The 25,423-nt window shown below is 66.1% G+C and carries 28 protein-coding genes and 2 tRNA genes; 16 read left to right on the top strand and 14 right to left on the bottom strand.

The window, feature by feature from the left end; genetic code table 11:
• Positions 1–61: 61 nt before the first annotated feature.
• Both folE and hisI read left to right on the top strand, forming a co-directional pair.
• The gene (gene folE / locus DU475_RS02410; RefSeq protein ID WP_013501745.1) at positions 62–751 is read left to right on the top strand and encodes a GTP cyclohydrolase I FolE; all 690 of its coding nucleotides are present in this window, start codon (positions 62–64) and stop codon (positions 749–751) included.
• Between the two features lie 28 nt (positions 752–779).
• Positions 780–1,235: a phosphoribosyl-AMP cyclohydrolase gene (gene hisI / locus DU475_RS02405; protein WP_013501746.1), complete on the top strand. Its 456-nt coding sequence runs from the start codon at positions 780–782 to the stop codon at positions 1,233–1,235.
• Positions 1,236–1,244: 9 nt separating this feature from the next.
• Here hisI and DU475_RS02400 read toward each other — a convergent pair whose 3' ends face one another.
• Positions 1,245–1,952 (bottom strand): hypothetical protein, encoded by a 708-nt coding sequence (locus DU475_RS02400; protein WP_164630461.1) that lies wholly within the window; start codon positions 1,950–1,952, stop codon positions 1,245–1,247.
• Positions 1,953–2,156: 204 nt separating this feature from the next.
• Here DU475_RS02400 and DU475_RS02395 point away from each other — a divergent pair, with 204 nt between their 5' ends.
• On the top strand, positions 2,157–3,200 hold the full coding sequence (locus DU475_RS02395; RefSeq protein WP_164630458.1) for a transglycosylase SLT domain-containing protein: 1,044 nt from the start codon (positions 2,157–2,159) through the stop codon (positions 3,198–3,200).
• 8 nt (positions 3,201–3,208) lie between these two features.
• Here the strand turns inward: DU475_RS02395 and DU475_RS02390 are convergent, their stop codons facing one another.
• From DU475_RS02390 to DU475_RS02370, 5 genes are all read right to left on the bottom strand, one after another.
• Positions 3,209–4,156 (bottom strand): LysR family transcriptional regulator, encoded by a 948-nt coding sequence (locus tag DU475_RS02390; protein ID WP_047308599.1) that lies wholly within the window; start codon positions 4,154–4,156, stop codon positions 3,209–3,211.
• A 78-nt stretch (positions 4,157–4,234) separates the two neighbouring features.
• The gene (locus DU475_RS02385; RefSeq protein ID WP_164630456.1) at positions 4,235–5,908 is read right to left on the bottom strand and encodes a carbon-nitrogen hydrolase family protein; all 1,674 of its coding nucleotides are present in this window, start codon (positions 5,906–5,908) and stop codon (positions 4,235–4,237) included.
• A gap of 60 nt (positions 5,909–5,968) precedes the next feature.
• On the bottom strand, positions 5,969–6,766 hold the full coding sequence (locus DU475_RS02380) for an ABC transporter ATP-binding protein (RefSeq protein ID WP_047308601.1): 798 nt from the start codon (positions 6,764–6,766) through the stop codon (positions 5,969–5,971).
• A 35-nt stretch (positions 6,767–6,801) separates the two neighbouring features.
• The gene (locus DU475_RS02375) at positions 6,802–7,794 is read right to left on the bottom strand and encodes an ABC transporter substrate-binding protein (protein ID WP_142883025.1); all 993 of its coding nucleotides are present in this window, start codon (positions 7,792–7,794) and stop codon (positions 6,802–6,804) included.
• Positions 7,795–7,829: 35 nt separating this feature from the next.
• Positions 7,830–8,615 (bottom strand): ABC transporter permease, encoded by a 786-nt coding sequence (locus DU475_RS02370; protein ID WP_041807767.1) that lies wholly within the window; start codon positions 8,613–8,615, stop codon positions 7,830–7,832.
• Positions 8,616–8,989: 374 nt separating this feature from the next.
• Between DU475_RS02370 and DU475_RS02365 the strand changes: the two genes are divergently transcribed.
• Positions 8,990–10,159 (top strand): DUF2336 domain-containing protein, encoded by a 1,170-nt coding sequence (locus DU475_RS02365; RefSeq protein ID WP_164630454.1) that lies wholly within the window; start codon positions 8,990–8,992, stop codon positions 10,157–10,159.
• Positions 10,160–10,305: 146 nt separating this feature from the next.
• Here the strand turns inward: DU475_RS02365 and DU475_RS02360 are convergent, their stop codons facing one another.
• Positions 10,306–10,896: an Hpt domain-containing protein gene (locus tag DU475_RS02360; RefSeq protein WP_164630452.1), complete on the bottom strand. Its 591-nt coding sequence runs from the start codon at positions 10,894–10,896 to the stop codon at positions 10,306–10,308.
• A 17-nt stretch (positions 10,897–10,913) separates the two neighbouring features.
• On the bottom strand, positions 10,914–11,459 hold the full coding sequence (locus DU475_RS02355; protein WP_047307619.1) for a response regulator: 546 nt from the start codon (positions 11,457–11,459) through the stop codon (positions 10,914–10,916).
• A 226-nt stretch (positions 11,460–11,685) separates the two neighbouring features.
• Between DU475_RS02355 and DU475_RS02350 the strand changes: the two genes are divergently transcribed.
• Both DU475_RS02350 and DU475_RS24005 read left to right on the top strand, forming a co-directional pair.
• A complete protein-coding gene (locus tag DU475_RS02350; protein WP_246700218.1) occupies positions 11,686–11,871 on the top strand; it encodes a hypothetical protein in 186 nt (61 codons plus the stop codon).
• A gap of 198 nt (positions 11,872–12,069) precedes the next feature.
• Positions 12,070–12,246, top strand: coding sequence for a hypothetical protein (locus tag DU475_RS24005; protein ID WP_013501758.1), 177 nt, complete (start codon positions 12,070–12,072; stop codon positions 12,244–12,246).
• Positions 12,247–12,374: 128 nt separating this feature from the next.
• On the opposite strand, the gene DU475_RS02345 is transcribed toward DU475_RS24005, so the two are convergent.
• The gene (locus DU475_RS02345; RefSeq protein WP_205524183.1) at positions 12,375–13,202 is read right to left on the bottom strand and encodes an NAD kinase; all 828 of its coding nucleotides are present in this window, start codon (positions 13,200–13,202) and stop codon (positions 12,375–12,377) included.
• Between the two features lie 185 nt (positions 13,203–13,387).
• Between DU475_RS02345 and DU475_RS02340 the strand changes: the two genes are divergently transcribed.
• From DU475_RS02340 to DU475_RS02315, 5 genes are all read left to right on the top strand, one after another.
• Entirely contained in the window at positions 13,388–13,807 is a 420-nt protein-coding gene (locus DU475_RS02340; RefSeq protein WP_164630448.1) for a hypothetical protein, read from the top strand.
• Between the two features lie 188 nt (positions 13,808–13,995).
• Positions 13,996–14,709 (top strand): outer membrane protein, encoded by a 714-nt coding sequence (locus DU475_RS02335; protein ID WP_205524190.1) that lies wholly within the window; start codon positions 13,996–13,998, stop codon positions 14,707–14,709.
• Between the two features lie 468 nt (positions 14,710–15,177).
• The gene (locus DU475_RS02330; RefSeq protein ID WP_013501763.1) at positions 15,178–15,291 is read left to right on the top strand and encodes a hypothetical protein; all 114 of its coding nucleotides are present in this window, start codon (positions 15,178–15,180) and stop codon (positions 15,289–15,291) included.
• Between the two features lie 527 nt (positions 15,292–15,818).
• A complete protein-coding gene (locus tag DU475_RS02320) occupies positions 15,819–16,481 on the top strand; it encodes a hypothetical protein (protein WP_349644151.1) in 663 nt (220 codons plus the stop codon).
• A 170-nt stretch (positions 16,482–16,651) separates the two neighbouring features.
• Positions 16,652–17,098, top strand: a complete 447-nt coding sequence (locus DU475_RS02315; RefSeq protein ID WP_164630443.1) for a BLUF domain-containing protein — start codon at positions 16,652–16,654, stop codon at positions 17,096–17,098.
• Positions 17,099–17,128: 30 nt separating this feature from the next.
• On the opposite strand, the gene DU475_RS02310 is transcribed toward DU475_RS02315, so the two are convergent.
• Positions 17,129–17,203 (bottom strand) — tRNA-Thr (locus tag DU475_RS02310).
• Positions 17,204–17,418: 215 nt separating this feature from the next.
• Here DU475_RS02310 and DU475_RS02305 point away from each other — a divergent pair.
• Together DU475_RS02305 and DU475_RS02300 are read left to right on the top strand one after the other, a co-directional pair.
• The gene (locus DU475_RS02305; protein WP_164630441.1) at positions 17,419–17,898 is read left to right on the top strand and encodes a hypothetical protein; all 480 of its coding nucleotides are present in this window, start codon (positions 17,419–17,421) and stop codon (positions 17,896–17,898) included.
• Positions 17,899–17,955: 57 nt separating this feature from the next.
• The gene (locus DU475_RS02300) at positions 17,956–18,459 is read left to right on the top strand and encodes a hypothetical protein (RefSeq protein WP_164630439.1); all 504 of its coding nucleotides are present in this window, start codon (positions 17,956–17,958) and stop codon (positions 18,457–18,459) included.
• Positions 18,460–18,526: 67 nt separating this feature from the next.
• On the opposite strand, the gene rlmB is transcribed toward DU475_RS02300, so the two are convergent.
• The gene (gene rlmB, locus DU475_RS02295; protein ID WP_164630438.1) at positions 18,527–19,354 is read right to left on the bottom strand and encodes a 23S rRNA (guanosine(2251)-2'-O)-methyltransferase RlmB; all 828 of its coding nucleotides are present in this window, start codon (positions 19,352–19,354) and stop codon (positions 18,527–18,529) included.
• 209 nt (positions 19,355–19,563) lie between these two features.
• Here rlmB and DU475_RS02290 point away from each other — a divergent pair.
• Positions 19,564–19,649, top strand: a tRNA-Tyr gene (locus DU475_RS02290).
• Positions 19,650–20,307: 658 nt separating this feature from the next.
• Here the strand turns inward: DU475_RS02290 and DU475_RS02285 are convergent.
• Both DU475_RS02285 and DU475_RS02280 read right to left on the bottom strand, forming a co-directional pair.
• Positions 20,308–20,589, bottom strand: coding sequence for a hypothetical protein (locus DU475_RS02285; protein WP_164630436.1), 282 nt, complete (start codon positions 20,587–20,589; stop codon positions 20,308–20,310).
• A gap of 246 nt (positions 20,590–20,835) precedes the next feature.
• Positions 20,836–21,087, bottom strand: a complete 252-nt coding sequence (locus DU475_RS02280; protein WP_013501775.1) for a hypothetical protein — start codon at positions 21,085–21,087, stop codon at positions 20,836–20,838.
• A gap of 773 nt (positions 21,088–21,860) precedes the next feature.
• Between DU475_RS02280 and DU475_RS02275 the strand changes: the two genes are divergently transcribed.
• Both DU475_RS02275 and DU475_RS24495 read left to right on the top strand, forming a co-directional pair.
• On the top strand, positions 21,861–23,069 hold the full coding sequence (locus DU475_RS02275) for a polysaccharide biosynthesis/export family protein (RefSeq protein ID WP_349644150.1): 1,209 nt from the start codon (positions 21,861–21,863) through the stop codon (positions 23,067–23,069).
• The gene (locus DU475_RS24495; protein ID WP_164630435.1) at positions 23,066–24,532 is read left to right on the top strand and encodes an O-antigen ligase family protein; all 1,467 of its coding nucleotides are present in this window, start codon (positions 23,066–23,068) and stop codon (positions 24,530–24,532) included. The genes DU475_RS02275 and DU475_RS24495 overlap by 4 nt, the downstream gene beginning before the upstream one ends.
• A 77-nt stretch (positions 24,533–24,609) precedes the next feature.
• Here DU475_RS24495 and DU475_RS02265 read toward each other — a convergent pair whose 3' ends face one another.
• Complete coding sequence (locus DU475_RS02265; RefSeq protein ID WP_164630433.1) at positions 24,610–25,272, bottom strand: transglutaminase-like cysteine peptidase; 663 nt, start codon at positions 25,270–25,272, stop codon at positions 24,610–24,612.
• Positions 25,273–25,423 lie beyond the last annotated feature (151 nt).

Here is a 25,423-nt window from a genome sequence, read left to right as displayed (position 1 = left end):
AGTCCGCCCCGTCTGCCCGGTGACACATCCGGCCCAACAAGGCCGGTCGAACGGAGTGAAGATGGACGCCAAAATCAAGCCGATCCGCGGCACCAAGCCGGCCGACGCCCGCAGCGAATTCCAGCCCGCCGAACTCGACCCGTCGGATTTCCTGGAAGTGGCGGTGCAGCCCGATCAACCGCGCCCGTCGCGCGCCGAGGCCGAGGCCGCGGTGAAGACGCTGCTGTCCTATATCGGCGAGAACACCGAGCGCGAGGGTCTGCTCGACACCCCGCGCCGGGTGGTCGAAGCCTATGACGAACTGTTCCAGGGCTATCACCAGTGCCCGAAGGAAGTGCTGGAACGCACCTTCGGCGAGACCGCCGGCTACGACGACTTCGTGCTGGTCCGCAACATCAGCTTCACCTCGCATTGCGAGCACCACGTGATGCCGTTCTACGGCAAGGCGCACATCGCCTATACGCCGGTCGAGCGCGTGGTCGGGCTGTCGAAGCTGGCGCGGCTGGTCGACATCTTCGCCCGGCGGCTGCAGACCCAGGAGCATCTCACCGCGCAGATCGCCGCCGCGATCGACGAGGTGATGAAGCCGCGCGGCGTCGCGGTGCTGATCGAGGCCGAGCACACCTGCATGTCGGTGCGCGGCATCGCCAAGAAGGGCGCCACCACCTTCACCAGCCGCTACACCGGCGTGTTCCGCGACAATCCGGCGGAGCAGGCGCGGTTCATGTCGATGGTCAGGGATCGCGGCTAACTCCCGCGTCCCGTAAGGCATTTCAATCGTGTCCAGCGAATCGCGTTCAGCTTCTTCACCCGTTGCGCCCGACGACATCGAGGAAGGCGTTGTGCTGCGTCCGAAATTCGACGCCCACGGGCTCGTCACGGTCGTCGCCACCGACGCCCGGACCGGCGACGTGCTGATGGTCGCGTTCATGAACGACGAAGCGCTCGACCGCACCATCCAGACCGGCGAGGCCTGGTACTACAGCCGCTCGCGCAAGCGGCTGTGGAAGAAGGGCGAGACCTCCGGCCATGTCCAGAAGGTGCTGGAGATGCGGGTCGACTGCGATCAGGACGCGGTGTGGATCAAGGTCGACCAGGCCGGCGGCGCCGCCTGCCACACCGGCCGGCACTCCTGCTTCTATCGCCGCATCGACCGCGGCGGCGACGGCGCGCCGGTGCTGATCGAAATCGACGCCGACCGCAAATTCGACCCGGACAAGGTCTACGGCAAGTAGCCGAGCGGATCAGGCGAGCCGGTTGGCGATCTCGCGCTGCTGCTGCACCAGGTCCGGACCGGCCTTTGCGCCGGTCGGATCGGCGATGCTGTCGATGTAGTCCAGCGCGGCGGAGCGCAAATCGCCGTCCTTCAGGCTGATCACGCCCGACAGCGTCTGAATATTCATCGAGCGGATGTTGTAGGTGGTCCAGGCGCTCTGCTGCTGCTTGCTGCCCGGGCCGCCGGAGCCCTTTTCCTTGTTGTAGAGCTCGAGCGCGGCGTTGGCCGCCTTCAGCGAATTGAGCCCGGCGATCGCTTTCAGTTCCTTGGCCAGATCGGGATTGTCCTCGAAGAACTTCTCGATCTTCTCCTTCCACGGCCCTTCGGCGGTGACCTTGCCGAATTTGTCGACCTGCAGCCGGACGGCGTCGTCGAGGTTGACGTTCATTTTCTTGAACGCGTCGGTGAGCTTGGCGGTCAAGGCGTCGGTGCGCTGTTGCAGCACCTCGTCGAACGACAAAGCGAGGTTGGCGGTGGCCGCCTTGTCGGCATTGGCCTTGTCGAGGATCGCCTTGGCGCGCTCGGACAATTGCACCGTATCGGCGGTCGCGGCTGAAGACTGGGGCGTCGGCGCTGCGGAGCGATCGGCGTTCGAACCGGCCGGCCCGATCTGAGGCAGACTCGTCGGCTGAGCCCGGTTCGATGCCGCGGCGGATGAATTGGCGATCGCGGTCATGGCAGCCTCGCGCATCTGTCCCGGGAAGAATCTCCAGGCGACCACCAGGAATAGAGCCAATTGTCCGGTTAAGCCAAAGTTAACAGCGTGCGCGTCGGCCCGCCGCGCGCTGCTTTAACGTCTCGTTAACCATACTCGCCCAAGGTTGCCCCTGGTGGAATGGGCGCTTCCGCGCGCGATGGCGCATTGGAGCGGAGCAGGGCGATGGCGGCTGAGGTCTCAAATCCGGCGGTGATGATCGTCGATCCGGCGCGGGCCAAGGTCGCCGGCGCGATCAAGCAGGCGGCCGGCCAGACCGGCACCAGCTTCCAGTATCTGCTCGCCACCGCCAAGATGGAGTCGGACTTCAACCCGACCGCCCAGGCCACCACCTCGTCGGCACAGGGCCTGTTCCAGTTCATCGAGCAGACCTGGCTCGGCACCGTGAAGGAGGCCGGCGCGCAGTTCGGCTACGGCCAGTATGCCGATGCCATCACCCGCTCGGCGTCGGGCAGCTATTCGGTCAGCGATCCGTCGGCGCGCACCGCGATCATGAATCTGCGCAACGATCCGGTGGTGTCGTCGGCAATGGCTGGCGTGCTGACCCAGTCGAACAGCTTCAAGCTGACCGGCGAGATCGGCCGCCGCCCGTCGGATGCCGAACTCTACATGGCGCATTTCATGGGCGTGGCCGGCGCCGCCAAGCTGATCAACACGGCGAGCGACACGCCGAATGTCGCCGGCGCCGCGTTGTTCCCGTCGGCCGCCGCCGCCAACCAGTCGATCTTCTACGACCGCTCCGGCAATGCCCGCAGCGTCTCCGAGGTGTATTCCAATCTCGCCTCGCGCTACGAGGCGGCCGCCAGCTCGCCCGCGACGCAGAGCGCGATCGCTTCGGTCGCCGGTCTGCCGGTGACGCTGGCCTCGGCCGCACCGCCGCCCGCACCGGTCGACAACGCTGCGTATCTGGCGAGCTTCCCGGACGTCCGCAACGTCGCCCCCGCCCAGGCCGGCGACGCCGCGCGCACCGCCACCGCGCAGCGCGGCAGCGAGCCGATGTTCCGCTCGCTGTTCCTCGGCGGCGATCGGGCCGAGCCGGTGTCGCCGGCGGTGCAGTCGCTGTGGAGCTCGCCGTCGCCAACCACGTTGCCGTCGCAAGCCGCGATGCCGTCGCAGACCGCGATGCCGGAGCTGTCGCGCATCCCAGAAGTCCGCCCCCCGAGCCCGCTCGACCTGTTCAGCGACCGTAGCGGCACGTTCGCGAGCTGAGCGCGGTTTCAGCCGCTCCGCTTGCGGCGGCTGCGCTGGTTCTTGACCGAGTTGAGAAACGCCTTGTCGGCCTCGATGCGCTTTTCGAGGAAGCTGATGACGGCTTTGATCCGGGCGACGTGCAGCAGGTCTTCGTGGACCGACAGCCAGATGTCGCGCGTGGTGAACAGCTCGGGCATCACCGGCAGGAGCTCGGGATGGCCGGACGCCACGTAGGACGGCAGCATCGCGATGCCTTGCCCGGCCGAGACGGCGATCGACTGCGCCACCAGGCTGGTGCTGCGGAAGATCGTGTGCGGCGGCCGCAGCACGTCGGACAGCCAGCGGTTTTCCTGGCTGTAGATGTGATCCTCGATGAAATCGATGAAGGCGTGGGTCTCCAGCTCCTTCACCGTCGTCGGCGGGCTCCGCCCGGCGAAATACGCGTCTGTCGCGTACAGCGAGATCCTGAACTCGCCGACCTTCTTGATCGACAGCCGCTTGCCGTGCGGCCGGAAGAAGCTGACGAAGATGTCGGCCTCGCGCCGGCTGAGATCGAGCAGGCGGGTATCGGTGATCAGTTCGACCTGAATCGACGGATAGATCTTGTTGAAGTCGACGATGCAGCGGGTGAGATAGAAGCTGCCGATCCCTTCCATCGCGGCGATCCGCACCGCGCCGCCGGCATCGGCGGTGTCGGTGCCGATCGCCTCGACGATCGAGTTCGCCTGGCTCTCCATGCCCTCGGCATATTGCAGCAGCCGCATCCCGATCTCGGTCAGCGTGAAGCCGGACTTGCTGCGCTTGAACAGCGTCGAATTCAGGCTGCGTTCCAGCTCGCGGACGCGGCGACTGACGGTGGTGTGGTCGACCTTCAGCTTGGCGGCGGCGCGGACCAGGCTGCGCTGCCGCGCCACCTCGAGAAAATAGACGACATCGTTCCAGTCGTACCTGATGGTGCGCTGTGTCTTCGCCACGCCCGCTGCCGTCCCCGCGGCGCGGCCGGCGCCGATGCGCCGGCCTTCCGTTTGTGTCCGGACAGCCACCGAACGGGACTACGCCGCGACGATCGGAGCGTACGTCTCCACCAGCCGGTTTGCAAACATGTCCACCTTCGGGATCATCAGCTTCTGCCGGCACACCGCGAGGTCGATGTGCTTGGGCATCACCGCGCCCAGCTTCATCACGCGCGGCGCCGCGATGTTGATGTCCCATTGCGGGAAGCCGGTCGGCGGGATCACCACGCTGCCGCCGGGGTAGGGGCTGTCGACCCGGTTGGCGAGCACGACCGCCACGCGGTTGTCCTCGGCGCGCGGCACGGCGAGCAGTTCGCGCTCGAACGGCTCGCGCAGCGCCGCCGGCCACAGGATGATGTCGGCCGCGCCGATGCCGAGGCAGCGCGAGGTTTCGGGAAACACCGCGTCATAGCCCGACATCACACCGATGCGGCCGAACGGGGTGTCGAACACCGGATAGTCGAAGCCGGCGACGGCCCATTTGCGCTCCTCGGCGGTGAGATGGGTCTTGCGATAGCGGCCGATCTCCTTGCCGTCCGGTCCGATCAGGACCGTCGTGACATAAAGCCCCGCCGCGGCGCGCTCGACGATCGGCGCCGCGATCAGGCAGCCGTAGCGGGCGCTGATCTTGGCCACCGCCGCGAGGTTCGCCGCGGCCTGATCGGCGGCCGCAGCCGCTTCGTCGGGCATCAGGATGTAGTGCGCGCTGAAGGCGTATTCGGGCAGGGTGATCACCTTGGCGCCGAGCTTGGCGGTGTGGTCGACCATGTCGAGCACCTCGGCGACGCTGCACTCCGGCGTGACGTGCATCTGCACCGCGGCGACCTTGGTGACTGATTTCGACGGGATCAGCGGACGATCGGCGACGCCATAGACCGGGGTTTTCTCATAGGGCAGCGCCATGATGCCGTAGGTCTCGGGGCGGCGGTCGGCGATCTTGTCGTTGGCGGTGTAGATCGACTTGTCGGCGGCGGCGTCGAGATCGATGGTGGCGATCGACAGGCCGTGGGTGTCGTACGGCACCTTCGACAGCACGCGGCCCTTCGGATCGACGATCATGCTGCCGCCCGGATAGTAGATCGAGCGCTCGTAGCCGGCCTTGGTCGCCGCCACCAGCCAGACGCCGTTTTCGTAGGAGCGCGCCGGGCCCCACATGTCGGCCTGGTCCATGGCGAAGAAGTTCGCCATGTCGACGATCACTTCGGCGCCCTGCATCGCCATCGACCGGAAGATTTCCGGAATGCGCCCGTCGAAGCAGATCAACAGGCCGATTTTGCCGAGATCGGTGTCGACCACCGGGCAGCCGCGCTCGCCGAATGCGAACCAGTTCTGGTCGTGGGTGGCGAGGAACTGTTTGTGATAGTGGCACGCGACCTCGCCGTTGCGGTCGAACATGATCCCGGTGTTGAAGATCTTCTGTTTGGCCGGATCCCATTCGGTGATGCCGCTGGCGATATAGACGCCGTGCTTGCGGCTGAGCGCCGCCAGCGCCTTGACGAACGGGCCATCGGTCAGCGTCTCGGCCAGTTCGCGGCAGTGCTCGGCGGAGTCGAACAGATAGCCGGTGTCCATGCATTCCGGGAACACGATCAGTTCGGCGCCCTGCCGAACCGCGTCCTCGACGTACGCCGTCGCGAGCGCGATGTTGAAATCGAAATCGCCCAACTTGGCGAGTGTCTGCACCGCAGCGGCGCGAAACCGGCGCTTCGTCATGTCAGTCTCCAGATTCTGATGGTGGTTCGGATCGGTCGGGCCCGGCTCAGCCGGCGCCCGTCATTTCTTGACTTCCTGCCAGAAGCGATCGAGGCAGTGGCGCTTGATCGCCATGAAGTCGTCGCCGGTGGTGACGGCGCGGTCGCGCGGCCAGGGCAGGCCGATCTCGACGATCTCGGCGACCTGGGTGGGCCGCCGCGTCAGCAGCACCAGCTTGTCGGCCTGCTCGATCGCCTCGTCGAGATCGTGCGACACCAGAAGCATCGTGGTCTTCGTCTTCATGAAGATCTTCTGCAACTGCTCGCGCATCGACATCGTCATCTCGTAGTCGAGCGCCGAGAACGGCTCGTCGAGAAACAGCACCTCCGGCTCGGTCACCAGCGCGCGCAGGATCGACACCGTCTGCTGCTGCCCGCCCGACAGCGTGTAGGGATAGGCGTTGAGATCGATCCGGATCTCGAATTCCGCCAGCAGCTTCTCGATCCGCCGTGCGCGCTCGGCGCGCGGCACGCCCATCACCTTGAGCGGGTAGTGGATGTTGTCGATCGCCTTGAGCCAGGGAAACAGCGCCTCGCGGTAGTTCTGGAACACGTAGGAAATCCGCGTCTCGCTGATGCGCTGGCCATCGTACAGCACCTCGCCGGCGTCCATCGGCATCAGCCCGGAGATCATGTTGATCAGCGTGCTCTTGCCGCAGCCGTTCGGGCCGAACACCGAGATGAACTGGCCGAGCGGCAGGTCGAGGTCGAAGCCGTCGTAGACGACGGCGTCGTTGAAGGTCTTGCGCAGGCCGCGGATCGTCATCTTCGCCTGCCGGCCGGGCTTCGGCGCGGCCGGGATCGGTGCGGTGTCGGTCATGGGCTCCGGCCGCAATTGGAGGACGCTGCGCGCGTTCATTCGCCGAGATCCGCCTTGGTCAGCAGCTTGTCGCGGACGTTGATCGGCCCCTGCACCACGCCCTGGGCGATGAACACGTCGACCAGCGCCTGATAGGATTTGACGTCGGTGTCGTCGAGATCCTTGAAGCCGCGCAAATAGGGCTGCGCGACGAGATCGAGCTGATCGGCCTTGATCGGCGTGTAGGCCGGCAGCACCGTCTTGTACTTGGCGAAGTCGGCGTTGACGAGGTCGGTGGCCTGGTCGATCACCGCGACGACGCGGCGCGCCACGTCCGGGCGCTCGGTCATGAACTTGGTCGTCATCACCGAGGCGCCGGAATAGAACGGATCGGCGATCACGCCGGCGACCGGGTTGGTCATCGCACGCTTGGCCTTGCCAGACGCGACCGCGATCGAGCCGACCGGCTCCAGCGACAGCGTGGCGTCGACCGTGCCGCCGACCACCGCCGGCACCTGCATGGCGACGGCGAGATCGACCAGCTTGACGTCCTTGTCCGGATCGAGCCCGGCGGCCTTCACCATCTGGCGCGAGATCGTGCGCCACTGGATGCCGGGGACGTGGCCGAGGGTCTTGCCCTTGAGGTCGGCGAAGCTCTTGATCTCGCTGTCCGGCTTGACGATCAGCCCGTCGTTGATGCGGTCGACCTTGATGCCGCCGCCCTGCAGCCCGAACACCTTCAGCTTGCCGGGGAATTTCGATTCCGCGATCATCGCGATGCCGGCCGCGGCGCCGGGCGGGCCGAAATCGGCGCGGCCGGCGATCAGCGCGTCGATGATCTGGTTCGGCGATTCCATCTTGGCGGAGTCGATCTCGATGCAGGCCTTCTCGAACAGCTTCTGATCGAGCGCCACGTAGTACGCGGTGGTCTGCATGATCGGCAGCCAGGCCGCGGTGACCTTGTCCATCTTGTCGCAGGCCGCCTGAGCGCCGCTGGTGGTGGAGAGCGCGGCCGTCACCGCGGCGGCCAGCAGAAGGGATTTGGACATCGTCGTCTCCTTGTGAACGAGGGCAGCGGGGAGGGTCATTTGCCCGACCAGTGGACGATCGAGCGCTCGAGAAACAGCAGGATCAGGTTGAGGCCGTAGCCGAGCGCGCCGGCGATCAGGATCGAGCCGTACATGTCGGTGAGCGAGTAGGAGATCTGCGCGTCGATGATGCGGTGGCCCATGCCGTCGGTGGCGCCGATGAACATCTCGGCGACGATGATCACCACCAGCGCCAGCGACACCGCGGTGCGCAGCCCGATGAAGGTCTGCGGCAGGGTCTCGAAGAAGATCACGTCGCGGAAGATCCGCAGCGACGAGGCGCCCATCGAGCGGGCGGCGAGGATCCGGGTCTGCCGCGCATTCATCACGCCGTAGGCGACGTTGAACACGATCACCAGCCAGGCGGCGAACGCCGCCACCGCGATCTTGGCGAGATCGCCGAGCCCGAACAGCAAGAGGAACAGCGGAAACATCGCGGTCGCCGGCGTCGAGCGGAAGAAGTCGACGATGAACTCGACCGAGCGGTACACCGCCGCCTTGGCGCCGAGCACGATCCCGACCGGCACGCCGGCGACGATCGCGATCGCGATCGAGTAGCCGACGCGAACCATGGTGTGCCAGATGTCCTTGGTCATGCTGCCGGACCAGATCGCGACCGTGGTGTCGCGCAGCGTGTCGACCGGAGAGGGCAGCAGATCCTTGTTGACCCAGCCGCCGCGTGCGGCGAGCCACCACACGCCGAACAGCAGCACCGGCCCGATCGCCAGTTCGGTGGCGCGCCGCAGTCTGGCTGTCGTGGCTTTCGAGATGGCTGTCTGCACGGCGCTCTCCCGGATGATCAGGCGGATGTCAGCGGTTAGTACGCCCATCATCGCCGGCCGCAGCCGTATGAAAATAACGAATTGTGCAAGGCAATGTGCGAATTTGCATATTCAAATGCCGCCCGTGAGCGATCAATCTGTAATCATACATTGTCGCGTTTGTAGGCAGGCGGCCGCCGCCGGCCGCCGGGCCGCCGTCCGCCGGCCGCAAGCCGGCGCCGCCATCGGCGCCTGGCGGGCGCCGTATCCTTAACGAAACGTCAACGAACTCAGCCGGTTATGGTGAACCCTTTGTTAAGGGGCATGGTTTATCGATGGTTGACGTAAGGCGCCTTGCGATGGTGCGGGGTGAAGTTGCGTCGGCCGGAAGTGTCATGATTGTTCGGCAGTTCATCAGTTGGATCCGTCACGCACCGGCCGGCGAACGCGCCGAAGCCACCCGCGCTCTGGCCCGCGCCTGGCTGATTTCCGATCTGTCGATCGACGACCGCATCGCCGCCGAAGGCGCGCTGCTGCTGATGCTCGACGATCCGGCCGCGCAAGTGCGGCAGGCGATCGCCGAGGTGTTCGCTTCGACGCCCGATGCGCCGCCGACGATCGTGCGCGCGCTCGCCTCCGATCAGGCCTCGGTGGCGCTGCCGGTGCTGGAATTCTCGCCGCTGTTACTTGACGCCGATCTGGTCGACATCGTCGCCACCGGCGACAACGCGGTGCAATGCGCGGTGGCGCGGCGCTTCCAGCTACCCGCCGCGGTGTGTGCGGCGATCGCCGAGGTCGGCTCGCCGGCTGCGGCGCTGGAGCTGATCGAAAATCCGCACGCCGAGCTGGCTCCGTTCTCGTGGGACCGCATCGTCGAGCGTCACGGCCATCTCGCCGCGATCCGCGAGTCGATGCTGGCGCTGCCGGATCTGCCGGCGGCGACGCGGCTGGCCCTGGTGGCGAAGCTGTCCGACACCTTGCAGCAATTCGTGGTGGCGCGCGGCTGGCTCAGCGCCGATCGCGCCGCGCGCGCGACCGGCGAGGCGATGGACCGCTCGACGATCGCGATCGCCGCGCGCGCCCGCGGCGCCGACATCGCGGCCTTGATGCGGCATCTGCGCCAGACCGGCACACTGACCGCCGGGCTGATCCTGCGCGCGCTGCTCTCCGGCAACCTGCCGCTGGTCGAACACGCGCTCGCCGAACTCTCCGGCACCGCGCCGGCGCGGGTCGCGGCGCTGCTCGCCGACGGCGGCCGCGCCTCGCTCAACGCGCTGCTCGGCCGCGCCGGGCTGCCCGAAACCGTATTTCCGGCGTTCCGCGCCGCGCTCGCCGCCGAACGCGAGATCGGTTTCGTCGCCAACGAATCCGGCGCCGCCCGGCTGCGCCGCCGCATGGTCGAGCGGGTGCTGACGCAGTGTGAGACCGACGCCGATGCGGCCGGCCCGCTGCTGATCCTGCTGCGCCGCTTCGCCACCGAATTCGCCCGCGACGAAGCCGCGGCATTGCGCGACGAAGTGATCGCCGAACAGCAAGCCTGGACCTACGCGCCGGTTGCGGCGTAGCTTAGCCCCTGCAAGCCAACGATGAGTCATTCCGGGGCGCTTGCGTAGCAAGCGAACCCGGAATCTCGCGCTGTTGAGAGCTCGGCGTCGTCACAACCTCTGGATTCCGGGTTCGCCGCTGCGCGGTGCCCCGGAATGACAAACCATTACTCGTCCGGTGCGATGCTCGGGGCGAGGATGGCTTCGAGGTGTTCGGGGCGATCGCGGTTGACGGCGGCGAGGTAATCGTCGGCGACGCCGCGCAGCTTGCGGTTCAGTGCCCGCTGCACTTCGGATTTCTGGCCGCCGGCGCCTTCGCGGACGATCGCCTGGATCGCGGCGACGTGGTTGGCGATCAGTTCGCCCGGCACTTTGGACAGATCGGGCGCGTGCTCGACGATCCGGCACAGGCTGGCGGCGGTCGCGGCCGCGGCCGGAAAGCCGAAAGTGGCGGCATCGCCCTTGATGTCGTGGGCGGCGCGGAACAGCGCGGCGCGATTGTCCTTGGTGACGCCGTCGCGCAGCAGATCGGCGTGGGCGGCGGCGAGCCGCTGGCATTCCTCGGCCATCCACTCGCCGAACTCGCCGGACAGCGACGCCAGCGCGGCTTCGGCGCGCGCCACCGGATCGTCGGCGGGCTCGGTGGAGGCGTCCTCGGCCAGCCGCCGCATCGCGCGGCGCAGCGGATTGGCCTGGGTGATGACCTGATGGGTCGGGAAGGTCGCGACCTGAAGGTCGCCGGGACGGGGCTTGCTCATGGCTCTCGAGACGCCTGTTAGGTGTTGACCCGGGCCTTATCGAGCAGCGACGGCTGCTGGATGATCTCCGCCTCGCCGCCGTGGCGCCGCTCCGGGCCGATATAGCCGGCGGTGGTGTTGCGGCGGCGGTCGGGGCCGAAGTAGTTGCGGGTGCGGATGAACGGGCGTGGACTCGCCACCACGTTGAGGATGCGCTGATACAGCCCCTTCGACGAGATCGGCTTGGCGAGGAATTCGGTGACGCCGGCATCGCGCGCCAGGGTGACGCGGCGCTTTTCCGAATGCGCCGTCAGCATGATGATCGGCGCATACGGATTGCCCTTGGCCTCCGGCTGCCGGATCATCTGCGCCAGCTCCAGCCCGTCGAAGATCGGCATCTCCCAATCGGTGATCAGGATGTCGGGCGAATAGTGGCTGTACATTTCGAGCGCGGTGGCGCCGTCCTCGGCCTCGTAGACTTCGCGGGTGCCGAACGAATGCAGCAGCGTGCGCAGGATGCGCCGCATGTGCGGATTGTCGTCGACGATCAGGAAGCGCAGCTTGTTGAAGTCGATCCGGTACATGGCACGGCCCGGGCGCGCGTCGCGCCGATAAACGTTGCGTTAACGATAGCGGCGCGTCGTTAAGGAAGAGTTGAGGGGGCGCGCCGCGCGGGCGGCGCCGCAAGGTGTGCGACTTTCGGCTGCGACTGCATGGCGCAGCCTTCCGGAATCGGTCGCCGCCACAACGCAGTGGCGATGGAACCCGAAATCGTGCCGACTAGGAACTCTGCTGATTCGGATGGCGCGCATGACCAACACGACCCCGCATTGCCCGGCCTGCAACGTCGCCTTGGAGCTGATCGGCAACCGGCCGTTGGTGCAGGGCTATCAGGTGCGCGAATACAAATGTGCGTCCTGCGGCACCGAGACCCACCGCGCCACGCCGTGGGACCATTCGATGACCGAGCCGCACGGGCATTTCTATCACGAGTAGTTGTGCTGCGTTGCACAACGCCCCGCTTCATCAAAGATTAGCCATCGCGCACGACTTGGGCGGCGCGGCGGCGATCGGTTGTCGCCGGTCATTCAAGATTATCACTCGGGCGCCTAGCATCGTGTATCGTTCGCGCAGCGACGCGACCGGCTCGCCTTCCCGGCGCCGGCTGCGCGCCAATCGAGGAGAGGAACGACCATGGGTGACGACGTCGTCGCGTTCGCAGTGTTCACGCTGATCTGCAGCGCCTTCCTCGCCGGGCTGATGCTCACCTACACCCGCCGCATCGCCCGCCTCCGCAGCCTCGTCACCCGGATGAGCGCCGTCAACGATCTGGTGCCGCAGCCGGTGCCGGTGCGCAGCAAGAAGGCCTGAGCGCTCCGGCCTCTCCCCACGTCATGCCGGACATGACGGGGTGAATGCTGAGGCGGCTGGTATCAAGGTCAAATCGGTGGTCGATGGCGAGGCGAGGGGAGGCGGGCAGCCGCTCTCCACAAAATCCCTCAATACCCGCCAAACTGCTCGCTGAGAATCCGCTCCTCGAGCGAGTGCCCCGGATCGAACAGCATCCGCATCGCGATGGTCTTGTCGGAGATCACTTCGACGCGGCGGACGTCGCGGGCTTCGTCGTGGTCGGCGACGGCGGCGACCGGGCGCTTGTCGACTTCGAGCACGTCGATCACCACGAAGGCGCTGTCGGGTAACAGCGCGCCGCGCCAGCGCCGCGGGCGGAACGGCGAGATCGGGGTCAGCGCCAGGAGCTGGGCGTTGATCGGCAGGATCGGGCCCTGCGCCGACAGATTGTAGGCGGTCGAGCCGGCCGGGGTCGCCACCATGATGCCGTCGGCGACCAGTTCGCTCATCCGCTCGCGCTCGTCGATCGAGATCCGCAGCCGCGCCGCCTGGTGGCTCTGGCGAAACAGCGACACCTCGTTGATGGCGTGATGGATGTGCACCTCGCCGTAGATGTCGGTGGCGCGCATCAACAGCGGATGGATCACGGTCTCGCGCGCGGCGGCGAGGCGGGTGCGCAGATCGACCGTGGAATATTCGTTCATCAGGAAGCCGACGGTGCCGCGGTGCATGCCGTAGATCGGCTTGCCGCTGCGCATCTGCTGATGCAGCGTCTGCAGCATCAGGCCGTCGCCGCCGAGCGCGACCACGACGTCGGCCTCGTGCGGCTCGGCGTTGCCGTAAAGCTGCACGAGCTGCGCCAGCGCGGCCTGCGCCTCGGCGCTGGTCGAGGCGACGAAGGCGATGTGGTCGGTCGCGATGCGCGGCGAAGCGGGGCGGGACGACGGGGTGCGGTCTTGCCGCGCGGACGTGCTCATCGAAGGCGGCCTCTGACGGCGGCGGACATGACTGCCGGCGCGGTGCCGGCCGCCTGTCACCGCCGCCGGTCTATACGAGGTGTCCGGGCGTTGTCGAGCCGGGCCGGGCGCCGTGCGCTGCGCCGCGGCGGCGCGCGGCCGTCCGGTCTTTGATTTCGCCGCCCGCCGCGCTATGGCAATGGGCCATGCTTCGCCGTTTCGCCGCGTCCCCACAGTCCCGGCCGCCGCTGCGCGCCGCCCTGGCGCTGCCGCTCGCGGCGCTGCTCGGTGCTTGCGCGATCGGCGGCTCGGCGTCGTTCGACAGCGATCCGCCGCAGCCGTTTCCGGCGAATTATCGCAGCGAGATCCCGGCGTTCCTGCGCACCTATCTGAACGACCCTTCGGGCCTGCGCGAGGCCGCGATGGCCGAGCCGGCGCAGCGCCCGGTCGACGGCCGGACGCGCTGGGTGTCGTGCCTGCGCTTCACCCCGCGCGGCGGTACGCTGCAGGACATGGCGATCGTCCATGTCGACGGCCGGCTCGACCGGGTCGCACAGCAGCCCGGCGAGCTGTGCACCGGGGTGGTGTATGCGCCGTTTCCCGCTCTGGAAAAATTGTCGCGCTGATCCCGACCGGATCGCAATCCGCCGCGACTAATCTGATGCCGGCCTGACAGGGAGGGGTTCCCGAGTGTTGCGGCGTCGTCACAGTCCTGCTGAATGAATGCTGCGCCGTCGCCACCGGGCAACCAAACCATTGCCATGCTGTTTTGAGCACATCGGAACGCATCGAAGGAGGGACGGCGATGACCACGATGAAGAACACTCTGCTCGGCGCAGCGGCGGTGATCGCGCTCTCCGCTCCCGCTTTCGCGGCCGATCTGCCGCCGCGGCCCTACACCAAGGCGGCGCCGGCCTATACGGCGCCCGAAGTGGTCTACAACTGGACCGGCTTCTATGTCGGCGGCCATGTCGGCGGTGCCTGGGCCGGCGACAACAGCATCCCGGGCAATTCCGGCCGGTTCTTCGGCGGCGTCCAGGGCGGTGCGGACTATCAGTTCGCCACCAATTGGGTGATCGGTCTCGAGGCGCAATATAGCTGGCTGTCGTCGAGCAACACCGGCGTGCTGTTCTCCGGCGGCAGCACCGCGGCGGAAGACACCCGCGGCCTCGGCTCGGTCACCGGCCGGCTCGGCTACACCTGGGGACCGACGCTGCTCTACGCCAAGGGCGGCTACGCCTGGCGCGACAGCGATCTCGGCGTCGCCACCGCGGCCGGATTCCCGGCGGCCTATACCACCAGCGGCAGCCGCAACGACGGCTACACCGTCGGCGCCGGCCTGGAATATCTGTTCGCGCCGAGCTGGTCGGCCAAGGTCGAGTACCAGTACTACAAGTTCGGCGACACCACCTTCACCGGCGGTCCGGCCGACGTGGTCGGCACCTCGTTCCGTAACGACGAGCACACCGTCAAGGCGGGCATCAATTACCGCTTCGGCTGGGGCGGGCCGTCGGTCGCCAAGTACTGACCGGGCCGCGATCCCGCCTCGCCACAACGCAGCGTCAGGGCCGGCCGTCGCGCCGGCCTTTTTTGCGTGCGCAACGAAGGGCTTAGCGAGCCGGGAATCGAAGGTTAACGAGGGTTAAATCCGGCGAAAAATATCGCCTGGGACTCCACGGCTAGAATCACCCGATGGTCCGGTCATGACCACGGGTTCCGACATGACGAAGATCCTGAAAACCCGCATCGACAGTGCTCCGGCCGGCCTCACCCTGGCGCTGCTGGGGGCCTGCGCGATCAATCTCACCGTGCTGGTGCGGTGGCTGTGACGCCCGCCCGGCAGGCCGTGACCGCAGCGGCTGCGCCGCTGTTGACCGGCGTCAACGCCGCCGGTCGCGGCCGTGCAAATAATCGTCTCCGGCAGGCGTCGCGGCTGCGACGCTGCCGCGGCGGCGCCCGGACGGTGCGCCGCCCGTTGTGGCGGAGGACCGATCCGATGAGCGAGAGCGACGTTCTGGTGGTGGCCGCAGCCGGCCTGTCGACACTGGTGATCTGGCTCGGCGTGGTGATTCAGGGCCGGATCGCCGCCGCGCTGGCATCCCGGCACTGATCGATCAGGATCCACGGCGCGCCGACATCCGGACCGACGTCATAGACGTCGACCCGGCCGCATCGGCGGCACTCGTAGGTGCGCCGCTCGCCGCCGGCGGCCGCGGGCGTGCTGCGCGTCAGATGCGCAGCCGCCCCACACCCACCACAGCGATGAAACAAATAATCCCGCTCCTGCATCAACCGCATGGGAGATTCCTCCGAAGAGTATCTGCTGCAGTCTTGCAACCTATACTGGCAGTGAAATTGATCCAGCTCAAATGGCGCCGAGTTCCTTTGGTGGAACTGATAGTTATGAGAGTTAGTTGCGTCGCCTTTGAGTTGATTGTGAGTCGTCGACAGCCGGAGCCGACCGGCATGCACGTCGGCGGTCGAGTCGGATTCCGCCTTCGCGAGGAGTTCGGTCTGAACTCGTAGCGCCCCCAGGCTGCGGCGAGCCGGGAGCCGTGCCAAGATGCGCATACCTTCGGCAGCCACATGCAGTCTGTCGCCAAGCGTTGACCGGCTATGAGCTCTCGGATAGCTGCTGTGCGCCGTGCTGCAGTGACGGCGGCGCTGCCCGATCACCCGGTGGCGGGTGGCGGCTGCCAGATGAGGAATTCCCCGATCATGTTCGCCAATCCAAGCAGTGTTGAGGTCGTCAGACACGTGCCTCATCGCTGGCTGATCAGCCAATGGGCGCGAGGCGGCAGGATCCCCGATCCGGCGATGGTGCCGTTTGCGTTCGAGCCCGCGAGCCTCGATATGTCGCGATCGATCGTCACGCGGGTGGTGGGCCTGGCGGAGCCACGGCGTTACCAGATCCTGCATTATGGATCGTTGCTGTCGGCCGCCACCGGCCTGGAGCCTCGCGGGCTGCATCTCGACGAGTTTCTGTCGCCGGCGGCGCGCGACCACATGCTCGCGCAATACGAGCTGTGTCGGCGCAGCCGCAAGCCGGTGTACTCGATCTCCTCGGTTTCCGATGCGCACGACGTGCCGGTGGACTACGAGAAACTGCTGCTGCCGTTCACCAACGCCGGCGGCGAGGTTCATTGCATCTTCACCACGTCTTTGCTGATCAGTACCGAAGGCCGTTTCGAGCGCGACGGCATTTTTGCCAATGGCGACTTCCCGGCACCGAGATCGGCGGTGGTGTATACGATCAACGTGGCCCGCCAGAACCTCGTTCCGAGCAGCGTCGCCGTCTGATCGGTGCGGCAACAGGCGTGGCGGGGCGAGGCAGGCTCGCGTTGCGGTCGTTGCCGGGCCGTGGTGCTGGATCGCGGACAGCTTCGGCCGGCCCGGTCGCGCGTCGGCCGAGGGCGTTTCGGGGCCGATGCTCACACAGGAGGGAAGCGCCCGAGCGGGCGAGGGATTCGATGCAGGCGGAGCTTTTTCGCGTTCTCTATGTCAGCCGAAACCGGATCGCAGGGGGGCTCGACAGCCTCTCGTCGGAAATCGCCGATATCCTCGCCACCTCCCGCGCCCACAACGAGCGGGAAGGGATCACCGGCGCGCTGATCTTCAACAGCGGCTTCTTCGCTCAGGTGCTCGAAGGCCCCCGCAGCGCCGTCGAAGCCGTGTTCGAGGCGATCCAGCAGGACGGCCGTCACAGCGACGTTCAGGTGTTGCTGGCGAGCCCGATCGCGGTCCGAGCGTTCCCCAACTGGGCGATGGCGCATGTCGGCCAGTCGCCCCGCCACCAGCACGCGCTGGCCTGGCTGCAGACCGAGACCGGATTCCACGCCGGGCATCTGGTCGGCGAACGGCTCTACACCATCGTGATGGAAATGGCCCACGCCCAGGAGACGGACGACGTCGCATAGCGCTGCGAAGCTGCTTTGCGTCGAGCCCAATGGTGCCGGCGGAGAGGATCGAACTCCCGACCTTCGGTTTACAAAACCGCTGCACTACCGCTGTGCTACGCCGGCATCGGGCAGACAGCTAGCAGCGCCGCCGCGGCTCGACAAGGCCGCTGCAGCGGTTTCCGTGGCGCCGGGCGCACCGCCGATCGAAAGCCGGCATTAACGACGTTGCGATCTATCGCGGCGGACGGACCCCGAACCCGGGTTGCGCGTTAGGCTTACCGGCCGCTGCCGGCCGTGCCTTAACCCATCTGCCAGGCTTTTCCCTTAGCGTTTGCCGCATGTCCGATCCCTACACCCTTCGATGTCTGGCGCCCGCGCTGGCGCTGCTGACCGCGACCTTCACCGCGGGCCCGGCGCTCGCCGAGAGCGGCGGGCGGGCGATCGTCATTCCGGGGCGGCCGGGCGTGCCGATCATCATCAACGGCCGCGACGCGTCCTATGCGATGATCGAGGGCGATTGGGGGCTGGAGCGCGGCACCCATGTGCAGCCGACGATCTACGGCAGCCGGCGGGTGGTGTATCCGGAGGTCGGCCATTATTACCCGGGTTCGAACCGGCTGCCGGGCTACGGCCGGCTGGAGATCGAGCCGCCGCCGGACCGCAAGCTGCCGAAGCCGGCGGAGAGCTTCCATCAATCCTGGGAAGTGGAGTCGCGCCCGCCGCAGCCGGCGCCGCCGTCCCCGATGATCGAACCCCAGGTGCTGATTGCGCCGCCGTTCGACGAGCCGCCGCGGCCCGGCCCGCGGCCGTACCGGTGATGGCCCCCGTGCCGCCGACACCACGATCTCGACCACGACATCGAACAGGAGCGTAGCATGCGTACATTGGTTTCCGGACTGGTCGCGGCCTTGGCCGTGGTGACCGCGAGCGCCGCGCCGGCGCTGGCCTGCGGCGGAGGTGTGTTCGGCGGCGGCTGCGGGCCGTGCGGCCCGGTGGTCAGCCCGTGCGGCAACGGCTACGCCACGTTCGAGACCGGCTACGGTTATGGCTACGGTACCGCGGCGTTCGAGCGTCTGCCGGACCCGACCCGCTATTACTACGTCAACCAGGGGCCGGCCTATACCGGCCCCGGCCGGTTCGCGCCGCGTCCCTATTACGACGAGCGTGCCGTCTCGGTGTATCGCACCGGCACCGCCTACACCGGCGGCGCCTATGCGCACGCCATGACCCATCAGGTGATCGGAGAGCCGTCGTGGGGGCCGGCGGTGGTGCGTTATCGCGGCCGCCATCACGTCCGGCCGGGGGCGCACCGCCACCACCATGCCGGCTGGCACCGCGGCCATCGCCCCCACGGGCCGATGCATCACCATCGTTATTGATCGGCATCGCGCCGGCTCAGGCCGCCCGTCCGCAGCCGATGCGGGCGGGCGTTCTGCGTTCAGAACCTTAGCGGCGGCCCATCAGGCCGAGCCGGCTGGCTCCGATATACAGCGCCAGCGCCGCCGCGTTGGAGACGTTCAGGCTCTTGATTTCGCCCGGCATGTCGAGCCGGGCGACGGTGGTGCAGGTCTGCCGCGTGAGCTGCCGCAGGCCCTTGCCCTCGGCGCCGAGCACCAGCGCCAGCGGCTGGCGCAGCGCGACCGCGGCGAGGTCGTCCTCGCCCTCGCTGTCGAGCCCGACGGTGAGAAAGCCGCGCTCGTTCAGCTCGGTCAGCGCCCGGGAGAGATTCTGCACCAGCACCAAGGGGACCAGCTCCAGTGCGCCGGAGGCGGATTTGGCGAGCACGCCGGTGGCTTCCGGGCTGTGCCGGGCGGTGGTGACGATCGCCTGCACGGCGAACGCCGCCGCCGAGCGCAGGATCGCGCCGACATTGTGCGGATCGGTGATCTGGTCGAGCACCAGCACGATGCCGTGCTCGGGCAGGGTGTCGATTCGCGGCGTCTCCAGCGCGTCGGCCTCGGCCAGCATCCCCTGATGCACCGCATCCGGCCCGAGCCGGCGGTCGATCTCCGACGGCCGGACGATCTCCGGCGCGATTCGGGTGTCGATGTTCTCGTCCGCGAGCTTGCGGGCGGCGTTTTCGGTCAGCCACAGCTTGCGAAACTTGCGCCGCGGATTGGCCAGCGCCGCCGTCACGGTGTGCCAGCCGTACAGGATCACGGGCCCGTCGCCGTCGCGCTCGCGGGCGTCGCGGCGGAACCCGGCGGGGGGCGGCTTGCCGCGGGGCGGGCCGTCGCGGCGGGAAAAGCGGGAATTCGGCGGTCTGTCGCTCATGGCGGCGCTTGTCTCACGCAACACGACGCAAGGCAATTTCGGCTCGATCGTCCGATATGACGAAGGAGTGTCGAAATCGTCATGGGGTTGGTTGACTTTAGGGGGCCGCATCGCCCATAACCGCGCCGCGTTGCAGGCCCGCCCGCGGGCTCGCTGCGGCTTCCGGTCCCGGTTTTGCCTGCCACAGGCGTTGGGCCGGCGGCACGGGCGGGGGAGTGTCCCGAGTGGCAAAGGGAGCTGACTGTAAATCAGCCGCCTCATGGCTTCGCAGGTTCGAGTCCTGCCTCCCCCACCAACCAACCAACCAGCCGATCGGTTCGTCGCCGTCGATGGCGTGCCCGCCGAGACGGCCTCCGTGGAGCGGATTTCAAAGACGCTACGGTCCCGATCCGGATCTTCGATTCGGGCAGACGCATTCACATTCGGTTCGGTCGGCAATGCTTCCCAATCTTGCCCGCGTGCGCTCGGTTCTGCCGACGGCTTTGATCGTCATCGCCGCGGCTGACGAGGCGGTCGCCGCCCGCTGATTCGGCGCAGCCGTTCACGGTGTCCTCAACGCCGAGCTGGTTGTTCAGGCGGCGCTGCAAACGCGACAGCGATGTTTCGGCTCGCCGATTTGCAACTGCTTCATTATTAGTTACGCTTCGGCTGTCTTGATCGGGGAGGATTTCATGAGGGCGTTGATCTTGGTTGTTCCCGCCATCCTGTCGATGGTTGCGAGTGCGTCGGCACAGAGCGTGGCGCCACAACGAGATATGTACGGAAACCTGGTCCGTGATCGCGGGTCGAACAACATCGTCCCGGCGGATCGATCTCAAGCCGGCAGAGGCAATGCAAACGACTTTTCACGTCGTCAGAGTTCGCCGAACAATGTCGGACTGCGGCCGGAAAGGTAGTCGCCTATTCCGAACCGCCGTGGCGTCGCAGCCAGGATTCTTTGAGCGACCGTGGGGTCACCACCAAACCATCGGACGTTCCGGGCTACCGCAAACGATGACAAATTCACGTCCGTAGCGACGGCCTTTGCTGACGGTCTTGATGCAGCCCGGATGAATGGCGAGATTGTAGTGGAAGGGCGGATCATCGAACGATCCGTGTAGTTTGCAGAGGTAGGCTTGGTCAGGACCGCAGGTCGTGACCGGATAGAGCCGATTTCGCGCAGAAGCCGGCTCGGACGCCGCGACGGCCGCACTGCTGAAAACCAGCGAAATGATCGCAACCTTCCTCAAGTTCATAGCAAGTCTCCGAAACCAGAATCCAAACGTCCCACCAAATATCGACCCGGAAAAGCGGGCGGCATCAGTCCGCTTGTAGCACAAGGATCGCAATCCAAGAGGCCAATCTTGCGCCGAAAAGGCGAGGCGGCGGCTTCAGGGGCGCGGATCTCACCTGAAGACCCGCTTCGGAAGGCGCGAGCAGGCCTCGGTCGACCGGTGCTACCCTGGCCATCCGACAACGTCGGTGGGGACAGAGTGGCGCTTTCAGAGAACCATTCGGGTGCGACGGGACTGATACAGCGTCTGTGCCAGCAGGCCGAAGAAATACCCGGCCTGGATGACTGCCTGAGCAGCGATCACGACCACGATCGTCTTTGTAAAACCGTATCCAGACCCAATACAGATGCCGATCGTCAGGAGCAGAACCACGGCGAGGGCTTGAAGCAGTCCGACGAGCCGAAATCTCAGTCCAATCAAGAACCCCGCCAGAGCCAAGGCAATAGCCAAATACGCCATTACGGCCTCCCGCGGCTTCCTCCGTCGGCGTGACCCCAGCTCGGTAGGCTCGATTGATAGATCATTTGCAGTTCTCCCCCCAAGCGCCTTTCGGCGCGAGCCCCGATTCAGCCCCCAGCAATCTAGGATCGCTCACTCCAGATTGCATGAACATATGACTGCCGAGCGATACTGAGTGGAACTTTGTTGAATTTGAGGAGGGGAGGTCGGTCGCCAGGTCGGCGAGCCGATGCCAGATAGTATTCTGAAAATCATCCAATCACTTAGTTCCTGCTGGACGTCGCGAAACGGCGCGGAGGGGCAGGTGTGATCCGGCGCCTTTGGGGCTGCCTTGAGGGGAGTTCGGTGAGAACTTGGGGGGCAGCCGCCCGTGGGGCGCACTGGGCGCAGCCGCCCGATGTCGAAGCATGGGCCTCCGGGGAGAGGCACGATGACGCCCCGCGGACAGCCTGCTCGGCTTGGACGGTCGAGTAGCGGGGCCGGAATAGAGGGCCGCCGAGGGCGCAAACGGGACTTTTGGGTCACAGGACTACTGGTTAGCAGCGTCCAGTGTGGCTCAACTGCAACGTGTTCCCGGAGAATGAGGGTTGGGAGGGGGGAGCGTCTTCAAAACACTGTGCCCTGTAAGTAGGGTTCTGGGAAGTATTCGAGGCTCGATTCGGAGGGGCGGTCGTTCGCGTCCCGACAAGGCCACAGATTATGTTCGTCGCCTGGACTCGCCCACCGAAGCTGGTTGACCGCGGGCCTTGTGGAGCGATGCAATGAGGTTGCCCGTGGTGCGCAAGACGTTTCAGGTGCTTGCTGGTCTGCTGTTGCTGATTTCGATGTCGGCATGTGCGGTTCTGCCAGGCACCGGGCCTTCGAGTGAGTCAGTCGAGAACTATGCGACCGCCGGGATAAGGTCGACGAACGCATTGCCCTATGCGCTGGTCGATGTCTCCGCAGACACCATTGGCTTCCTGTCGCAGCCCAACGTCGTGTCGTTCAAGGGATCGTTCCGAGACAGGCGTCCGAAGCCGCAGCAGGTGGTCGGCGTCGGAGACGTTCTGAACATCTCGATCTTCGAAGCGGCGCCAGGGGGTCTGTTCACTCCGGGGCAATCCGCGGGTGCTCGCCCCGGTAACTTCGTCGATCTGCCGCCGCAGGCCGTCGACCAGCGCGGCAATATTTCTGTTCCTTATGCCGGCGAAGTGCCCGCGGCCGGACGAACGCTTCCGGAAGTGCAGCAGGCCGTGGTCGCTCGGCTGCGGAATCGGGCGATCGAGCCGCAGGTCGTCGTCAGCCTGAACCAGCAGCATTCGAGCGTCGTGAGCGTTCTGGGTGACGTCAACGCCCCGGGAGTGTTCGCGCTCAACAGCGTCGGCGAGCGGCTTCTCGCTCTGATCGCCCGCGCAGGTGGACCGAAGTACGAGGCGATCGAGAGCTACGTCACGCTTCAGCGCGATGGCAAGAAGGTGAAGGTTCTTCTCAGCCGCATCGTCCATGATCCGTCCGAGAACATTTTTGTGCGTCCCAACGACGTGATCTTCCTCACCAGAGAATCGCCGACCTTCACCGCCCTTGGCGCTCTCAATCAGAACGTGTTCGGTTATAATTCCGAGCTGACCTTCGACGTCGAATCCCTGACGCTGGCCCAGGCGATCGGCAAGGCTGGCGGTCTGAACGATCAGCAGTCGGATCCGGCCGAGGTCTTCGTGTTCCGCTACGAAGATCGGCCGCTGCTCGACAAGCTCGGAGTCGACACGAACCGCTTCACCTACGATCGCATTCCGACCATCTATCACGTCAATCTGCGCGATCCGTCCGGTATGCTGCTGGCCTCCGGCTTCCAGATCAGAAGCAAGGACGTCATGTATGTCGCGAATGCGCGGGTGGTCGACTACTACAAGCTGCTGACCCTGATCAACAACACGGCCAACACGACGTCGAACGTGTCGAACGCGGCCATCAACGTGAACGCGGCCACGAAGACCCGTTGGTGACCGATAGGACCGCTCCGATTGCTTCGGCGGTGGATGTGGACGCAAAGTCCTCCCACGCCGAAGCGCTCGGAAAGGTCCAGCTAGGGCTCACCCTTGCGGCGTTCGCATTGGCGCCTCTGCCATTCGGCTCCGTAGACAATATCTGGGTGCTGGCGTGGGTGGTGGTGCTGTCGATCAGCCTGATCGGGAGACCGCTGCGCTCTGTTTCCGGCGCTCAATTCCGCGTCCTGATCGCGTTCTTGACGGTCTGCGCCGCGTACCTCGTTGTCGCGGCCATCCAGATCATTCCCGGACTATCGGCCGGAGCGAACTCGGACGCCTGGGACCGGGCGAGCGAGCTCATCCATCTCCCGATCTCGTCGAGACTATCGGCTCGCGCGGAGATTCCGGTCGTATCTGCCGGGCACTATCTGCTTCTCGTCACTTCGGTGCTGGCGGGCTTCTGGATCGGGACCTCGCGAAGCAATGCCGAGACCCTGTTCAAGGTCGCTCGCTATTCGATCCTGCTCTACGCGCTCTACGGTTTGCTGGCTCGGGCTTTCACACCTGGGTTCGTGCTTTGGCAGCCGAAGACGGCATATCAGGCGGATTTGACCGCCACTTTCATCAATCACAATACGGCCGCCGCCTTGCTGGGGGCCGGGGTGATCCTGTGGGCATGTTCGATCCAGCAAGAGCTGAAGTCGTTCGGTTCGCTTTCGCTGCGGCTCGTGATGCTCAGCCCTTCCAATGAGGCAGCAGGAATCCAGGTCGCCGCTCGGGCCGCTGCGGGCCTGCTGTGCTTCCTCGCGCTGCTCTCCACCGGCTCTCGTGCGGGCCTGGCTTGTGCCGTACTCGGGCTGTTCGCCGCGATCCTCCAGATGGTCGCCGGTCAGCTACGGCTTCGCCTTGTCTATGGTCTGTTGATCTCGGCCATCGGCTTGATCGCGATCGCGTGGTGGCTGGCCCAAAGCCAGAGCGTCATGACGCGCGGCATGTTCGATGAAGGCCGCTGGATGGCTTACAAGTACGCTTTCCGAGTGATTTTGGAGAGTCCGATCTTCGGCATCGGGGCCGGAGCGTTTCCGGATGTCTTTCCTGCTTTCCGAGGAAGTGACATGTCGATGTGGGGCGTTTGGGACTACGCCCACTCGACACTGATCGAAATCGCCGTCGAAATGGGGCTTCCGATCGCCTTGCTCGTCTGCATGTCGGCCGCCGGCTCGCTGGTCATTGTGGCACGGGCTGCCACCCGTTCGGTCGGGGCAAGCCGGACGTTTCTGTGTGCCATCAGCGGCATCATGGTGATGACTTATCTGCATTCGCTGATCGATTTTCCGCTGCAGGTCCCGGGCTACTCGATTCCCTTCGGCATCCTGCTCGGCTGCGGACTCGCCCTCGCCACGCGGGAGCGCGGAACGGAGCGAGACGAGGTTGCCGGCGATCGCCGACCTGATCACGGCAATTCCGGGGTGCGTGTCTGACGCCGCTTTGCGGCCTGATCGGTAGGCTGTCCGTTTGCGGCGGTGCTCGACAATCCCAGCCGGCAGACCGGCCTCGGCTACTCGGCGGTTCTTTGCGCGGCGAGCTGAAGTCCCACCGGGCCTTGGCGGTCCGACGGCTCGGCGACCCTTCTGCCGACGTCGAACCAAAGACGAGCATCAGCGCTCGACTGGATCTTGAGCCATTCGTAGTCGGTGCTCTGCCAAGAGCGGATCGATGGTGCCAGATTGTCGAGCACCAGGTCGCCGTCCGTCGTCGAGACCAGGAGCACGAGGTGCCCGACCTGATCGGGCGTCCGCACCACCGACAGGCGCAGCGCCCGTGCAGGCACACCGCTCTCGATCAGGCGATGCCTCTTGGTGACGGCGTAGTCGTTGCAGTCTCCAGCCTTCGGTCCGATCGTCCACCCGATGCGCAAATCCGAGCCGTAGACCTTCCGGACCGGCGCAATCTCCGAATTCACGCGCCGATTGATCGTTTCCAGCAGTTCGAGCGCCGATGGGGAGAGATCGATGCGGTCGGTTTGATCGCGATCCGAAGCGCACTCCGAAGGATAACGCATGCAGAATCGAACATGCTGAAAGGGAGCCAGTGCCGGGGCAGCTTCAGCCAGAACCTGGATCGCGCCGGCCCGCGTCACGGCAGGCCGCGCAACCGAAGGGCTGACAACGACGCAAGCCGCCGCCAGCGCAAGGGTCGGACTGAGCAGTCTATCCAGCATCGACAGCTACTGATTGTGGAATGTTCTACGTGAACGACTGCTCCAGAGCATGCATCGGTGGAGTAAACGAACGGCTACCGATTGAGGTTAACGATCAGTGCGGCCCGGACGGGGCTTGTGCTGCTGCCAGAACAGGCCGGTTAGACACCAG

Source organism: Rhodopseudomonas sp. WA056 (assembly GCF_010906995.1).
Lineage (GTDB): Bacteria > Pseudomonadota > Alphaproteobacteria > Rhizobiales > Xanthobacteraceae > Rhodopseudomonas > Rhodopseudomonas palustris_G.
This window is presented reverse-complemented; position numbering and strand designations above follow the sequence as displayed.

Bases quoted from the DNA above. Each gene is read 5' to 3' on its own strand.
- DU475_RS02395 (WP_164630458.1), top strand. From the start codon at position 2,157: ATGGCGGCTGAGGTCTCAAATCCGGCGGTGATGATCGTCGATCCGGCG.
- DU475_RS02350 (WP_246700218.1), top strand. From the start codon at position 11,686: ATGACCAACACGACCCCGCATTGCCCGGCCTGCAACGTCGCCTTGGAG.
- DU475_RS02285 (WP_164630436.1), bottom strand. From the start codon at position 20,589: ATGAACTTGAGGAAGGTTGCGATCATTTCGCTGGTTTTCAGCAGTGCG.
- folE (WP_013501745.1), top strand. From the start codon at position 62: ATGGACGCCAAAATCAAGCCGATCCGCGGCACCAAGCCGGCCGACGCC.
- DU475_RS02360 (WP_164630452.1), bottom strand. From the start codon at position 10,896: ATGAGCAAGCCCCGTCCCGGCGACCTTCAGGTCGCGACCTTCCCGACC.
- DU475_RS02330 (WP_013501763.1), top strand. From the start codon at position 15,178: ATGAGCGAGAGCGACGTTCTGGTGGTGGCCGCAGCCGGCCTGTCGACA.
- DU475_RS02300 (WP_164630439.1), top strand. From the start codon at position 17,956: ATGCGTACATTGGTTTCCGGACTGGTCGCGGCCTTGGCCGTGGTGACC.
- DU475_RS02345 (WP_205524183.1), bottom strand. From the start codon at position 13,202: ATGAGCACGTCCGCGCGGCAAGACCGCACCCCGTCGTCCCGCCCCGCT.
- DU475_RS02385 (WP_164630456.1), bottom strand. From the start codon at position 5,908: ATGACGAAGCGCCGGTTTCGCGCCGCTGCGGTGCAGACACTCGCCAAG.
- DU475_RS02305 (WP_164630441.1), top strand. From the start codon at position 17,419: ATGTCCGATCCCTACACCCTTCGATGTCTGGCGCCCGCGCTGGCGCTG.
- DU475_RS02265 (WP_164630433.1), bottom strand. From the start codon at position 25,272: ATGCTGGATAGACTGCTCAGTCCGACCCTTGCGCTGGCGGCGGCTTGC.
- DU475_RS02280 (WP_013501775.1), bottom strand. From the start codon at position 21,087: ATGGCGTATTTGGCTATTGCCTTGGCTCTGGCGGGGTTCTTGATTGGA.
- DU475_RS24005 (WP_013501758.1), top strand. From the start codon at position 12,070: ATGGGTGACGACGTCGTCGCGTTCGCAGTGTTCACGCTGATCTGCAGC.
- DU475_RS02375 (WP_142883025.1), bottom strand. From the start codon at position 7,794: ATGTCCAAATCCCTTCTGCTGGCCGCCGCGGTGACGGCCGCGCTCTCC.
- DU475_RS02380 (WP_047308601.1), bottom strand. From the start codon at position 6,766: ATGACCGACACCGCACCGATCCCGGCCGCGCCGAAGCCCGGCCGGCAG.
- DU475_RS02315 (WP_164630443.1), top strand. From the start codon at position 16,652: ATGCAGGCGGAGCTTTTTCGCGTTCTCTATGTCAGCCGAAACCGGATC.
- DU475_RS02340 (WP_164630448.1), top strand. From the start codon at position 13,388: ATGCTTCGCCGTTTCGCCGCGTCCCCACAGTCCCGGCCGCCGCTGCGC.
- rlmB (WP_164630438.1), bottom strand. From the start codon at position 19,354: ATGAGCGACAGACCGCCGAATTCCCGCTTTTCCCGCCGCGACGGCCCG.
- DU475_RS02365 (WP_164630454.1), top strand. From the start codon at position 8,990: ATGATTGTTCGGCAGTTCATCAGTTGGATCCGTCACGCACCGGCCGGC.
- DU475_RS02335 (WP_205524190.1), top strand. From the start codon at position 13,996: ATGAAGAACACTCTGCTCGGCGCAGCGGCGGTGATCGCGCTCTCCGCT.
- DU475_RS02400 (WP_164630461.1), bottom strand. From the start codon at position 1,952: ATGACCGCGATCGCCAATTCATCCGCCGCGGCATCGAACCGGGCTCAG.
- DU475_RS02355 (WP_047307619.1), bottom strand. From the start codon at position 11,459: ATGTACCGGATCGACTTCAACAAGCTGCGCTTCCTGATCGTCGACGAC.